This is a genomic window from Mitsuaria sp. RG, assembly GCF_028369275.1.
Classification (GTDB): Bacteria; Pseudomonadota; Gammaproteobacteria; order Pseudomonadales; family Pseudomonadaceae; genus Aquipseudomonas; species Aquipseudomonas peradeniyensis.
On the sequence record NZ_JAQMYQ010000002.1, the window covers coordinates 38,792 to 51,879 of the forward strand.

The following is a 13,088-nucleotide window of genomic DNA, read 5'->3' on the forward strand; positions in this document are numbered from 1 at the left end:
CAGGGGACGGTCAAATGGTGTTAATACTTTGTTTAGGCGGCACGTGTTTCGCGGGTTTCAGACTTGCGGCCATTGGATCCAACCGACGAACGGTCATGGCGAATGGCCAGAATGTGAAACGGTTTGTGGGAGCGGGCTTGCCACGAGATGACGCCGGCACCGTAATCGCGGGACAAGCCCGCTCCCACGCAGTTCGCAGTCTGCAAGGCCAAGTAATCCCTTCAGGCGACCTCCGCCCCCTCATCCGGCCAATGCGGCTCATTGGCGCCCGGTGGTGTCAGCGGTGGCAAGCCATAGGCTGCCCGGGCGTCGTCACAGCTGGGGTTGTGCACGCCGTTTTCCCACGAGGCATCGAACTCGCGGCAGGGGCTGGAGCGGTTCTCGTAGATGGAGCACGCCACTTGCGTGCCGATCTCGCCACCCAGGCTGACGCAGCGGCAAGGCTTGGCGTCGGTGCCGATCATGGCGACCCGGGTCGGGTTGATCTGCACCACCAGATCGTCGGGCACCACGCCGCCGGCGGACTGGCATTCACCCCAGAAGAAAGACACACGAAAGTAGCCGCAGCAGGCGCCGCAGGTCAGGCAAGGGTTCTGATCGGACATGATGGCCAGGGAAGGAGGTTGTTGTTATCGGGGCGAGCGCCCGCGGCGCTATTTGTAATCCAGGCGCGGACGGCTGAGAAGAGGGGGAAGCAAAAAAAGATCGCCGCTGATCGGCGTTCCGAGGTAAGCGATATGCGCAGGTCTGTGTAGGAGCGGCCTCGTGCCGCGAAAGGGCTGCAAAGCAGCCCCGGGTTCTTGGCAATGCTGCATACATCCTGGGGCCGCTTCGCGGCCCTTTCGCGGCACAAGGCCGCTCCTACACCCGCGATAGCGCCCTGGCGGCTTACTTGCTGGTCAGCCCATCGGCCCGGAACATCTGGCGAATGCCGCGAATGGCCTGGCGAATCCGGTCCTGGTTCTCGATCAGGGCAAAGCGCACATGATCGTCGCCGTAGTCACCGAAGCCGATCCCCGGCGACACGCAGACCTTGGCCTCGGCCAGCAGCTTCTTGGCAAACTCCAGCGAGCCCAGGTGCGCATAGGCCTCGGGAATCTTGGCCCAGACATACATCGAGGCCTTGGGGTTCTCGACCATCCAGCCCAGCTCGTGCAGGCCCTTGACCAGCAGGTTGCGGCGCTGGCGATATTGCTCGGCGATGTCTCGCACACACTGCTGGTCGCCTTCCAGGGCAGCGATGGCGGCCACCTGCAGCGGGGTGAAGGTGCCGTAGTCGTGGTAGCTCTTGATCCGCGCCAGGGCGCTGACCAGCTCGGGGTTACCGACCATGAAGCCGATCCGCCAGCCGGCCATGTTGTAGCTCTTGGACAAGGTGAAGAACTCCACCGCGATGTCCTTGGCGCCCGGCACCTGCATGATCGACGGCGCCTTCCAGCCGTCGTAGACGATGTCGGCGTAGGCCAGGTCGTGCACCACCAGCACGTCGTACTGCTTGGCCAGGGCCACCACGCGCTCGAAGAAGTCCAGCTCGACGCACTGGGCGGTGGGGTTGGACGGGAAGCCGAGGATCATCATCTTCGGCTTGGGGATCGACTCGCGGATCGCCCGCTCCAGCTCGTTGAAGAAGTCCACCCCTGGCACCAGAGGCACGGAGCGCACCTGGGCACCGGCGATCACCGCACCGTAGATATGGATCGGGTAGCTGGGGTTGGGCACCAGCACCGTATCGCCATGGTCGAGGGTACCGAGCATCAGGTGCGCCAGGCCCTCTTTCGAGCCGATGGTGACGATGGCCTCGCTTTCCGGGTCGATGGCGACGTCGTAGCGTTCCTTGTACCAGTTGGAGATCGCCCGGCGCAGGCGTGGGATGCCGCGGGAGGTGGAATAGCCGTGGGTGTCCTCGCGCTGGGCGACCTGCACCAGCTTCTCGACGATATGCGGCGGGGTGGCGCCATCGGGGTTGCCCATGCTCAGGTCGATGATGTCCTCGCCACGGCGGCGGGCGGCCATCTTGAGCTCGGCGGTGATGTTGAAGACGTACGGGGGGAGACGATCGATGCGCGCGAAGCGGCGCGGCGAACCTGGGTTGGCCATGTGTTCCTCTGCAGACGTAAGCGCCCGGAACCGTCCGAGCGACGTTGGCCGCTGCGGCGGCCTGATTCAGAAGATAGTGCCGAAACAATATTTCTGTAAAGGATAATTTCCTGTTTTGTTTAACATTTTCAGATGTATTTTTTGAAAATCAAAGATTTATGTTTTCAGGACCGGCCTCTTCGCGGGTAAACCCGCTCCCACAGGGTTAGCGCGATCCCTGAGGGAGCGGGTTTACCCGCGAAGAGGCCGGCACAGGACAAACAGGCATAAAAGCTTGCGGACGCCGAACTGTCATTTTTGCCAGCTGCGCTGTTCCAGCAGCCAGCCTACGCTTGATGCACCCTCACCCGACAGACCATGGGATGCATAATGGGAACGCATGAGAAGAAGGCTGAGCAGGGCCACCTCAGCAGCAACCCGCACTCCAGCATTGTCCATTTACTGGCGACTGAACGCAGTGGTAGCGTGGTTGAGATACGCCCGGAGGACAAACTCACTATTACCTACTCACCCTATGGTATGACGCGCAGGGATATATCAGCTTCAGTAAAACAGCGATTCAACGGTCATTTAAGAGAGCGTTGCCTGGACGGTTACTTGCTGGGCAATGGTTACCGCATGTACAACACACTGCTCATGCGCTTCAACTCACCCGACAACCTAAGTCCCTTCCTCCAGGGTGGTATCAATCCCTACATGTATTGCTCGGGGGATCCTGTGAACCGACATGATCCGACTGGCCATGTAAATAATCGCATCGCGTCCCCTCAACAACGTCGAGCCCTCCCCGGATTGGTGACTGATCAGCCACCAGCCACCTACGATCCTACAAACGCCAATGCTCCGAGAACGGAAAACAATCAAGAGCTCTTCGGCCCCACATCTCAACAGAAAGAAAGCGCTACACCAACCATGCAGCATAAAACTCTTAACGCCAATGACAGCTGGGCAGATATTAATAACAAACTAGATATAAAGGATAACAAAAGAATAGATTTTGCGCGAACCCTAGTAAACAACAACACAACAACCAAAACCTCAACCGATGTCAAGAATGCGCTAATCAGGTACATCACGGCATTGGGAATTTCACACGACCCAACTCTTATCTTACAAAAAGCGTACCCTGGGATAGATGATAGAACCATCGGATACTTAGCGGGCACTGCCGAGGCGATTAGGCAAAAGATCGTACAGCAACCTTTTTCTACCTGACTGATACAAACACAATTAGCAGCCACAAAAAACCCCGGCACATGGCCGGGGTTCCTGGTGTAACAGGCTGCTGTATCAGCGCGCGTAGGTCATCAGCACATCGGCCGCGGTCTGGCTGTCCACGCCCATCATCACGCTCAGGGCGGTGACGGTGAGGATGGAGAAGCCGAACACCTTGCGGGCCCACTTGCTGTCGTCCTCGGCCTTGTAGCCGCCCCAGGCCATGTACAGCCAGTACAGGCCCATGGCGGCCGCCACGGCGAGGTAACCCAGGCCGGCATAGCCGCCGAGGGTCAGCATCAGGGTGGCGAGCACGAAGGCCAGTACGTACAGCACGATCTGCTTCTTCGCCGCGAGGATACCGCGTGCCACCGGCAGGACCGGAATGTTGGCGGCGCTGTAGTCCTTGAAGCGGAAGATGGCGATGGCGAAGCTGTGCGGCATCTGCCACAGGCTGAACATCACCAGCAGGGTCACCGCAGCCAGGTCGAAGCTGTTGCTCACGGCGCAGTAGCCGATCACCGGAGGCATGGCACCGGACAGGCTGCCAACCAGGGTGCCGTGCACCGATTTGCGCTTGAGCCACAGGCTGTAGAAACCGACGTAGACGACGAAGCCGACCAGGGCGCAGAACGCCGCCAGCGGGTTGGCTTGCACATACAGCAGGCTGAAACCCGCCACCCCGAGCAGGGTGGCGTAGATCAGCGCCAGGGGCAGCGACATGCCGCCCTGGACCATGACGCGGTTCTTGGTACGTTCCATCTTGTGGTCGATGTCACGGTCGATGCAGTTGTTGAACACGCATCCGGACGCGACCACCAGGGAAGTACCGATCACCACCGCCAGGAACAGGGCGAAATCCACATGCCCCTTAGCGGCAAGGAAGAAACCGCCTGCCACGGAAAGCACGTTACCGAAAATGATCCCCGGTTTGGTGATTTGGATAAAGTGCTTCACGGACATGCAGTCTTACCTCACTTGGCCAACATTTCGAAGTGGATGCTGAACATGATCCACAGCGACAGGCCGACCAGCAGTGCAATTACCAGGACGGTGAACAGGAACGTCGACACGTTGGAACGCTGCTCTTTCGAGCGGTCCATGTGCAGGAAGTACACGAGGTGCACGACAACCTGGATGATGGCCATGGCCACCACGATCAGGACGGTCAGGTTCTTCGGCAGGCTCGGGTACATCACCAGGCCGAACGGGATCGCGGTCAGGATGATCGACAGTACGAAACCGATCATGTACGACTTCACGCTGCCGTGATTACCTTCGTGGTGAGTGTCGTGTGCGTTAGCCATTACAGAACCCCCAGCAGGTAGACGACGGTGAATACGCAGATCCAGACCACGTCCAGGAAGTGCCAGAACAGGCTCAGGCAGCTCATGCGGGTCTTGGCGGTCGGCGTGATGCCGTGCTTGTTGATCTGGTACATCATGATTGCCATCCAGATCAGACCGGCAGTCACGTGCAGGCCGTGGGTACCGACCAGCGCGAAGAACGCCGACAGGAAGCCACTGCGCTGCGGGCCGTAGCCCTCGGCGATCAGGTGATGGAACTCATAGATTTCCATCGCGATGAAGCCGGCACCGAACAGGAAGGTCACGGCCAACCAGCCCAGCACGCCTGCCTTGTTGCCGGCGAACATCTTCAGCATGGCGAAGCCGAAGGTGATCGAGGACAGCAGCAGGAACGCGGTTTCAACCAGCACGAAGTCGAGCTGGAAGATGTCGTGACCCGACGGGCCGCCGGCGAAACCGCCGGACAGCACCGCGTAGGTGGCGAAGAGCGACGCAAACAGGATGCAGTCGGTCATCAGGTAGAGCCAGAAACCGAGTACGGTCATCTGGCCCGAGTCGTGGTGGTGGTCGTCGTGCGCATGGTCATGACCATGCGCGCCACCGTGGATTACTTGACTGGACATTGATTACACCCGTTCAAACGATTCGACACGTGCGCCGGCAGGCAGAGCACCTGCTTTGGCCAGCGCTTTCATGCGCTCGCCTTCGATGCGCGCCACTTCTTCGGCCGGAACCATGTAGCCCTGGTCGTCACGCGCGGCGTGGCGAACGAAGACAGCGATGGTTGCCACCAGGCTCGCGCCCACCAGCCACCAGATGTGCCAGATGAAGGCGAAGCCGAACACGGTCAGCAGCAGACCCATGAACAGACCGGTGGAGGTGTTGCTCGGCATGTGGATCGCTTCGTACTTGGCAGGTGCCTTGTACGCAGCGCCGGCTTCCTTGGCTTCGTGCCAGGCGTCCAGGCCAACATGCTGTGGCATGTGAGCGAAGTTGTAGAACGGAGGTGGCGACGAAGTCGACCATTCCAGGGTACGGCCGCCCCATGGGTCGCCGGTGACGTCCATGTTGTCCTTGCGGTCGCGAACCGAGACGTAGATCTGGATCAGCTGGCAGGCGATACCGAACAGGATCAGCACCGCACCGACCACGGCAACCCACAGGTAGGGTTCCCACAGCGGGTTGTCGGAGTGGTTCAGACGACGGGTCATGCCCATGAAGCCCAGGGCGTACAGCGGCATGAACGCGACGTAGAAGCCGGAGATCCAGAACCAGAAGGCAGCCTTGCCCCACTTCTCGTTCAGGGTGAAACCGAAGGCTTTCGGGAACCAGAAGGCGAAGCCGGCGATGTAGCCGAATACCGCGCCACCGATGATCACGTTGTGGAAGTGGGCGATCACGAACAGGCTGTTGTGCAGAACGAAGTCGGCACCTGGAACAGCCAGCAGGACGCCGGTCATGCCACCGATGGAGAAGGTGACCATGAAGCCCAGGGTCCACATGATCGGCGCGGTGAAGCGCAGACGGCCCTGGTAGATGGTGAACAGCCAGTTGAACAGCTTCACACCGGTCGGAATGGAGATCAGCATCGTCGCCAGGCCGAAGAAGGTGTTGACGCTGGCGCCGGCACCCATGGTGAAGAAGTGGTGCAGCCAGACCGCGAAGCCGAGGATGGCGATCGCGCCCGAGGCGTAGATCATCGAGTGGTGACCGAACAGGCGCTTGCCTGCGAAGGTCGAGGTGACTTCCGAGAACACGCCGAAGGCCGGCAGGATCAGGATGTAGACCTCAGGGTGACCCCATGCCCAGAACAGGTTGACGTACATCATCGGGTTCCCACCAAGCTCGTTGGTGAAGATATGGAAGTCCAGATAACGGTCAACGGTCAGCAGGGCGAGCGCGGCGGTCAGGATCGGGAAGGAAGCGACGATCAGCACGTTGGCCCAGGTGCAGGTCCAGGTGAAGATCGGCATGTCCATCAGCTTCATGCCAGGGGCGCGCATCTTCATCACGGTGACGAGGAAGTTCACGCCGGTAAGCGTCGTACCCAATCCGGATAGCTGTAGCGCCCAGATGTAGTAGTCGACACCCACCCCAGGGCTGTACTGGATACCCGCGAGCGGCGGATAGGCAACCCAGCCGGTCTTGGCGAATTCACCAACGCCCAGCGAGATGTTGACCAGCAGCACGCCTGCCAGCAGCAGGTAGAAGCTCAGGGAGTTCAGGAACGGGAAGGCAACGTCACGTGCACCGATCTGCAGCGGAACCGCGAGGTTCATCAGGCCGGTGAAGAACGGCATCGCCATGAAGATGATCATGATCACACCGTGGGCGGTGAAGATCTGGTCATAGTGTTCAGGCGGCAGGTAGCCTTCGGAGCCACCGGTGGCGGCGGCAAGCTGGGTACGCATCATGATGGCGTCGGCGAAGCCGCGCAGCAGCATGACCATAGCGACGATGATGTACATCACGCCGATTTTCTTGTGGTCGACCGTGGTCAACCACTCGGTCCACAAGTAGGTCCACTTGCGGAAATAGGTGATGGCACCAACGACAGCGATACCACCGAGCGCGATCATGGCAAGCGTCACCATGACTATCGGCTCGTGATACGGTATCGCCTCCAGAGTTAATTTACCGAACATCTCTTACTCCTCTGCACCGGCAGCTGGTTGCATACTCGATTCCACACCCTTGGTAGTGGCCAGGTCTTTGCTGCCTGCTTCTTCGTGGTTCGGACGACCGCGGTTCATGCCTTCGTACTTGTCGACGATGCGCTGGAACTGGTCAGCCGGAGCCTCGCTGTACAGCGCGACTGGGTTGTTTTCGCTAGCTTTGGCCAAGGCGTCATATTCGGCCTGGTCCAGTTTCTTCGGCGATGCCTTCACTTCAGCGACCCATGCATCGAAGTCAGCTTGCGAGGTGGCAACAGCCTTGAATTTCATACCGGTGAAGCCGGCGCCGCTGTAGTTGGCGGAGATACCGTCAAACACACCGTTTTCGTTGGCGATCAGGTGCAGTTTGGTGGTCATGCCGGCCATGGCGTAGATCTGGCCGCCCAGACCCGGGATGAAGAAGGAGTTCATCACGGCGTCGGAGGTGACACGGAAGTTGACCGGGGTGTTGGCCGGGAAGACGATCTTGTTGACCGTGGCGATGCCCTGCTCCGGGTAGATGAACAGCCACTTCCAGTCCAGCGCGACCACGTCGATCTGCACCGGCTTCACATCGGAATCCAGTGGACGGTACGGGTCCAGCTTGTGGGTGGAGTGGTAGGTGAAGTAACCCAGGGCGATGATGATCAGGATCGGGATGATCCACACCGCGGCCTCGATCTTGGTCGAGTGCGACCAGTCGGGGGTGTAGGTGGCGGCCTTGTTGGAAGCACGGTACTTCCAGGCGAACGCCAGGGTCATGATGATCACGGGCACGACCACCAGCAGCATCAGGCCGGTGGCGATCAGGATCAGGTTCTTCTGCTCAATGCCGACCTGGCCCTTCGGGTCGAGCAGGGTCCAGTTGCACCCACTGAGTAAAAGCATGCCTAAAAAGGGCAATATGCCAAACAGTCTGGGGTAACGCTTTTTACTCATCTCACGACCTCTAGATCAGCTTGCTTCAATGCAATTTGTGTTTTGGTAGCCAACACTTCGTCCTGCCAAGTGCGGCAATTGGCGCCCGTACTCGCCCCTGCCAGGGATCCGACTGCAGGATCTTGGCGTCAAGCGGGTGTGCGGTGCTTATGGTTTCGTAGGCAACAGGCCTGTACTTCAGACCAAGTCCATTTGGTGCGGAAAACGCGGAGGGGGGTCCGCCCGGTATCGCCGTTGGGCGAAACTTGACGAAGTCAGCAAATGGAAAGCGCTGCGGCTTCCATCAATCCTGCGACTTGCAAGCAGTGCCGAACGGAAATTGGGGGCGATTGTAGATAGGTCGTTCAACGATGACTATGACTTATTGAGCAACAGTCTTTTACAGAATGCGTAACAATGCTGGTCAAAAAATCAACTTCGCGACAGTTTGTCGCACCCCTTCCAGTAGCCCTGAAAGCCTTGCCGCGCAAGGGCTGGTGGCTGACCTGGATCAATCGTGCGGTGCGCACTGCGGCTTATCTCGCCGCGCAATAGACCCAGGTCAATTCGGGACTTTGGTCTAAGCGCGACGTCGGTTTCGGTAGATCCCCAGGGGCACCAGCACCGCCGTCAGGACGAAGGCCACCAGCGCCCATTGCGCCAGCGACAGGCCGAGGATCGGCGGGTACGGGGTGGAGCAGAAACCGTCGACCTGGAAGGCCAGCGGCCAGAGCTTGGCCAGCGGCAGGTCGTCGACGATGGGCTGCAGGGTGTCGATGCCGCAGCTGACCATCGGGTTGGCGAGTATATACACATGGTTACCCGCCGCAATGATCCCGCCGATGGCGCTGAGCACCACCAGCGCCTCGAAGAAGGTCAGGCTGCGACGCCCGGGCATGGCCGCGGCGATGAAGGCGAAGAGCGCGATGAACAGCAGGGCATAGCGCTGCAGGATGCACAGCGGGCAAGGCGCCTCGCCCAGCACCACCTGCATGTACAGGGCGCCGCCGATCAGCGCCAGGCAGATCACGCCGAGGAGCACCAGAAAGCGCCGTTCCCGATTCAGGCGCGATGAGAGTTCGTTCATTGCCGATTCCTTCGATGGAGAGTGGCAGCGCGGGCTGCCCGAGGGGCGCCCAGTCTACACGCTGGAGATGACCTTTGAATGCATCGAGGAGGGGCGTGCGCGGCTATCCATTGATGACCTAGTGTCCTGTCTCGGAAATACGTTCTCTTTTGGCGAGTGGCTTGGGTGTTCGGCCAAGGCGCCGCGACGAGTCATAGCAGGGCTATGGCGAGGAGTGGCAACGCCGGCCGGGCGCCCAAGACGCCGCCAAAAGTGAACAGCTTATTTCCGAGACAGGACACTAGGACCGAGCGGGTCGATTTCGGTTCACTGGCGCACATGAAAAATACGCCAGCCCGAGCGCCGGACAGGGGCAGGCCCCTCAACACCCGGGAGTGAAGGATACAGTGATTAAAGGAGGATTAAAGATGAACGCGGGTGTAGAGGCGTTCATCACTTTCTATATAGAGAAGGGGTGGTAGGCCCAATGGCTGGCAAGCCAGCCCCCGCACGGAGAATGCAATGGTCCGCTTCGTTCTCGATTACCCACGGTTGGGAGCATCCGGTACGGGAGCTGGCTTGCGAGCAATTGGGATGGTGAGCATCCCCGGGGGCGCTTTGCGCCCCGTTCGCGGCACAAGGCCGCTCCTACAGGGATCGCGCACTCCTGTAGGAGCGGCCTTGTGCCGCGAACGGGCTGCGCAGCAGCCCCCGGCGATTGCTACTCCAACGCCGCCGCCGGCCCGAAGAACTCGTAACGGCTCTGCCCTTCCGGCACGCCCAAGCCCTTGAGCTGGCGCTTGATCGCGGCCATGAAGCCCTTCGGCCCGAGGAAGTAGGCATCGACATCGCGCTCACGCGGCATCCACTCCGCCAGCAGGTCTTGATCCAGCAGGCCCACCGCGTCGGCAGCACGACTGCCATCGTCCTCGGCGTAGCAATAGAAGCGCTTGAGCTGCGGGTGACGCGCCGCCAGGCCGTCGACCCAGTCGCGGAACGCATGCACCGCGCCATTGCGCGCGCAATGGATGAAGTGCACCGGACGCTCGGTCTTGAGCGCCGCCTCGAGCATCGCCAGGGTCGGGGTGATACCCACGCCGCCACTGATCAGCACCAGCGGCTTGTCACTGGCGGCCAGGGTGAAGTCACCGGACGGCGGGAACAGTTGCAGGGTATCGCCGACCATCAACCCGTCATGCAGGTAGTTGGAGACCTTGCCACCCGCCTCATGCTTGACGCTGATGCGGTACTGCTCGCCGTCGCACAGGGCCGACAGCGAGTAGTTGCGACGCTGTTCCTGGCCATCGATGAACAGTTGCAGGCCAATGTACTGGCCCGGCTCGGCCTTGAGCACCGGCTGGCCATCGACAGGTGCGAAGTAGAACGAGACGATCTCGCTGCTTTCCTGCTCGCGGCGCACCAGGCGAAACTCGCGGGTACCACGCCAGCCGCCAGCGGCTTGCTCCTTCTCTTTATAGAGGTGCTCTTCCGCGCCGATGAGGATGTCGGCCAGTTGGCCATAGGCGGCGGCCCAGGCGGCGATCACTTCAGGGGTGGCAATGTCCTTGCCCAGCACTTCCTCGATGGCGCGCAGCAGGCAGCTGCCGACGATCGGATAGTGTTCGGGGAGGATCTGCAGGGCCACATGTTTGTTGATGATCTGCCCGACCAGGTCGCCCAGCTGCTCGAGCCGGTCGATGTGGCGGGCGTACATCAGCACGCCGTTGGCCAGGGCGCGCGGCTGGTCGCCGCTGGCCTGGTGGGCCTGGTTGAACAGCGGACGCACCTCGGGGTACTCGCTGAGCATCAGTTTGTAGAAGTGGGTGGTCAGGGCCTCGCCACCGCTTTCCAGCAGGGGGACAGTGGCCTTGATGATTGCACGTTGTTCGGCATTGAGCATTGCGACAACTCCTGAGCCTTTGGCTTCGAATGGTTGCGTAAGGCTTTTCAGCAATCGTGCCAACTTTAAACACCAATAAAATCAGGCTTTTGAGCACATCAGTGTCATAAAGACACACCCAGGCGTATAGTCATTACGACCAACAGGAGTCCATATGACTGCAAAGCCCCTGCTCACCGCCCTCCTCCCCCTGGTCAGCGACCTCTCCTGCGACCTGCCCGATCAGGAGCGCTACCGCCGCCTGCTCGGTGCCATGCGTGGCCTGCTGCCCTGCGATGCTGCAGCGCTGTTGCGCCTGGACGGCGAATGGCTGGTGCCGCTGGCGGTGGACGGCCTGTCGCCAGACACCCTGGGGCGGCGCTTCAAGGTCAGCGAACACCCGCGCTTTCAGACTCTCCTCGGGCGCCCGGAGCCGACCCGCTTCGCCAGCGACAGCCCGTTGCCCGACCCTTATGACGGTCTGGTCAATGCCGAGCATGTCGACCTCGAAGTCCACGACTGCATGGGCTGCCCGTTGATGGTCGACGAGCGCCCGTGGGGCCTGCTGACCCTCGACGCCCTCACCCCCGGACAGTTCCAGAGCCTGGAGCTCGATGCCCTGCAGGCCTTCGCCAGCCTGGCCGCCGCCACGGTGACCGTGGCCGAGCGCATCGAGCACCTGGCCCTGCGTGCCGAGGACGAACACCAGCGCGCCGAGGTGTACCGCCAGGCCAGCGGCCAGGACCGGGAACTGATCGGCCAGAGCAAGGCGCACAAACGTCTGGTCGAGGAGATCCGCCTGGTCGGCGGCAGCGACCTGACCGTGCTGATCACCGGCGAGACCGGCGTCGGCAAGGAGCTGGTGGCCCAGGCCCTGCACCACGCCAGCCAGCGTGCCGACAAACCGCTGGTCAGCCTCAACTGCGCCGCCCTGCCCGACACCCTGGTGGAAAGCGAACTGTTCGGCCATGTGCGCGGCGCCTTCACCGGCGCCCACGGCGAACGCCGGGGCAAGTTCGAGCTGGCCAACGGCGGCACGCTGTTCCTCGATGAGGTCGGCGAGCTGCCCCTGGCGGTGCAGGCCAAGCTGCTGCGGGTGCTGCAGAGCGGGCAGCTGCAGCGGCTGGGCTCGGATCGCGAGCACCGCGTGGATGTGCGCCTGATCGCCGCGACCAACCGCGACCTGGCCGAGGAAGTGCGCAGCGGCCACTTCCGCGCCGACTTCTACCACCGCCTGAGCGTCTACCCGTTGCACGTGCCACCGCTGCGGGACCGGGGTCGCGACGTGCTACTGCTGGCCGGCTACTTCCTCGAACAGAACCGCTCGCGCCTGGGGCTGGGCAGCCTGCGGTTGTCCGCAGACGCCCAGGCCGCACTGCTGGCCTACGGCTGGCCGGGCAATGTGCGCGAACTGGAGCATCTGATCGGCCGTTCGGCGCTCAAGGCGCTGGGGCAACACGGACAGCGGCCGAAGATCCTCACCCTGGAGGCGGCCGACCTCGACCTGCGCAACGTGGCGCCGCCCCCGCAGGTGGAAACCGAGGTGCCGTCGGCCGACGCGCCATTGCCCGAGGGTGGGCTGCGCGAGGCGGTGGATGATTATCAGCGGCAGATCGTCGAAGCGTGCCTGAATCGCCACGGGGACAACTGGGCCGCCGCCGCGCGGGAACTGGGGCTGGACCGGGCCAACCTGAGCCGGTTGGCCAAGCGACTGGGACTGCGCTAGCTTCAGGCCATGTGCAGCCCCTGCAGGAGCGGCCTTGTGCCGCGAAAGGGCTGCGCAGCAGCCCCTCATATCGATGAAACGCTGAAACTGCCGGGGCCGCTTCGCGGCCCTTTCGCGGCACAAGGCCGCTCCTACAGTTACAGCCCCGCGATGGACTGCAAATAGCAAACTAAGCTAAAGCCTGACGCCAAAAAGCCGATAACCCGGCATCCTCCCCCCATTTCGA

At 61.5% G+C, this 13,088-nt stretch carries 11 protein-coding genes; 2 read left to right on the top strand and 9 right to left on the bottom strand.

Annotated features, from left to right (window positions below):
• Positions 1-221: 221 nt before the first annotated feature.
• Together POF53_RS01590 and alaC are read right to left on the bottom strand one after the other, a co-directional pair.
• Positions 222-605: a YkgJ family cysteine cluster protein gene (locus tag POF53_RS01590; protein ID WP_050703800.1), complete on the bottom strand. Its 384-nt coding sequence runs from the start codon at positions 603-605 to the stop codon at positions 222-224.
• A gap of 283 nt (positions 606-888) precedes the next feature.
• Complete coding sequence (gene alaC / locus POF53_RS01595) at positions 889-2,097, bottom strand: alanine transaminase (RefSeq protein ID WP_050703799.1); 1,209 nt, start codon at positions 2,095-2,097, stop codon at positions 889-891.
• A gap of 369 nt (positions 2,098-2,466) precedes the next feature.
• Here alaC and POF53_RS01600 point away from each other — a divergent pair, with 369 nt between their 5' ends.
• The gene (locus POF53_RS01600; RefSeq protein WP_244670926.1) at positions 2,467-3,312 is read left to right on the top strand and encodes an RHS repeat-associated core domain-containing protein; all 846 of its coding nucleotides are present in this window, start codon (positions 2,467-2,469) and stop codon (positions 3,310-3,312) included.
• 75 nt (positions 3,313-3,387) lie between these two features.
• Here POF53_RS01600 and cyoE read toward each other — a convergent pair whose 3' ends face one another.
• The 7 genes from cyoE to hmpA all read right to left on the bottom strand — a co-directional run bounded on the left by cyoE (position 3,388) and on the right by hmpA (position 11,157).
• The gene (gene cyoE / locus POF53_RS01605) at positions 3,388-4,275 is read right to left on the bottom strand and encodes a heme o synthase (protein WP_028689798.1); all 888 of its coding nucleotides are present in this window, start codon (positions 4,273-4,275) and stop codon (positions 3,388-3,390) included.
• An 11-nt stretch (positions 4,276-4,286) separates the two neighbouring features.
• Complete coding sequence (cyoD, locus tag POF53_RS01610; RefSeq protein WP_110736808.1) at positions 4,287-4,619, bottom strand: cytochrome o ubiquinol oxidase subunit IV; 333 nt, start codon at positions 4,617-4,619, stop codon at positions 4,287-4,289.
• Complete coding sequence (locus tag POF53_RS01615; protein WP_023629875.1) at positions 4,619-5,242, bottom strand: cytochrome o ubiquinol oxidase subunit III; 624 nt, start codon at positions 5,240-5,242, stop codon at positions 4,619-4,621. The genes cyoD and POF53_RS01615 overlap by 1 nt, the downstream gene beginning before the upstream one ends.
• Positions 5,243-5,245: 3 nt before the next feature.
• Positions 5,246-7,264, bottom strand: a complete 2,019-nt coding sequence (gene cyoB, locus POF53_RS01620; RefSeq protein ID WP_232854695.1) for a cytochrome o ubiquinol oxidase subunit I — start codon at positions 7,262-7,264, stop codon at positions 5,246-5,248.
• A gap of 3 nt (positions 7,265-7,267) precedes the next feature.
• Positions 7,268-8,212 (bottom strand): ubiquinol oxidase subunit II, encoded by a 945-nt coding sequence (cyoA, locus tag POF53_RS01625; protein WP_028689802.1) that lies wholly within the window; start codon positions 8,210-8,212, stop codon positions 7,268-7,270.
• Between the two features lie 559 nt (positions 8,213-8,771).
• The gene (locus tag POF53_RS01630) at positions 8,772-9,278 is read right to left on the bottom strand and encodes a disulfide bond formation protein B (RefSeq protein ID WP_203647945.1); all 507 of its coding nucleotides are present in this window, start codon (positions 9,276-9,278) and stop codon (positions 8,772-8,774) included.
• Between the two features lie 700 nt (positions 9,279-9,978).
• Entirely contained in the window at positions 9,979-11,157 is a 1,179-nt protein-coding gene (gene hmpA, locus POF53_RS01635) for an NO-inducible flavohemoprotein (RefSeq protein ID WP_254464746.1), read from the bottom strand.
• A gap of 154 nt (positions 11,158-11,311) precedes the next feature.
• Between hmpA and norR the strand changes: the two genes are divergently transcribed.
• Positions 11,312-12,862 carry a nitric oxide reductase transcriptional regulator NorR gene (norR, locus tag POF53_RS01640; RefSeq protein ID WP_254464747.1) on the top strand — a complete coding sequence of 517 codons (1,551 nt, stop codon included), beginning with the start codon at positions 11,312-11,314 and terminating at the stop codon, positions 12,860-12,862.
• The last annotated feature ends 226 nt before the right edge of the window (positions 12,863-13,088 follow it).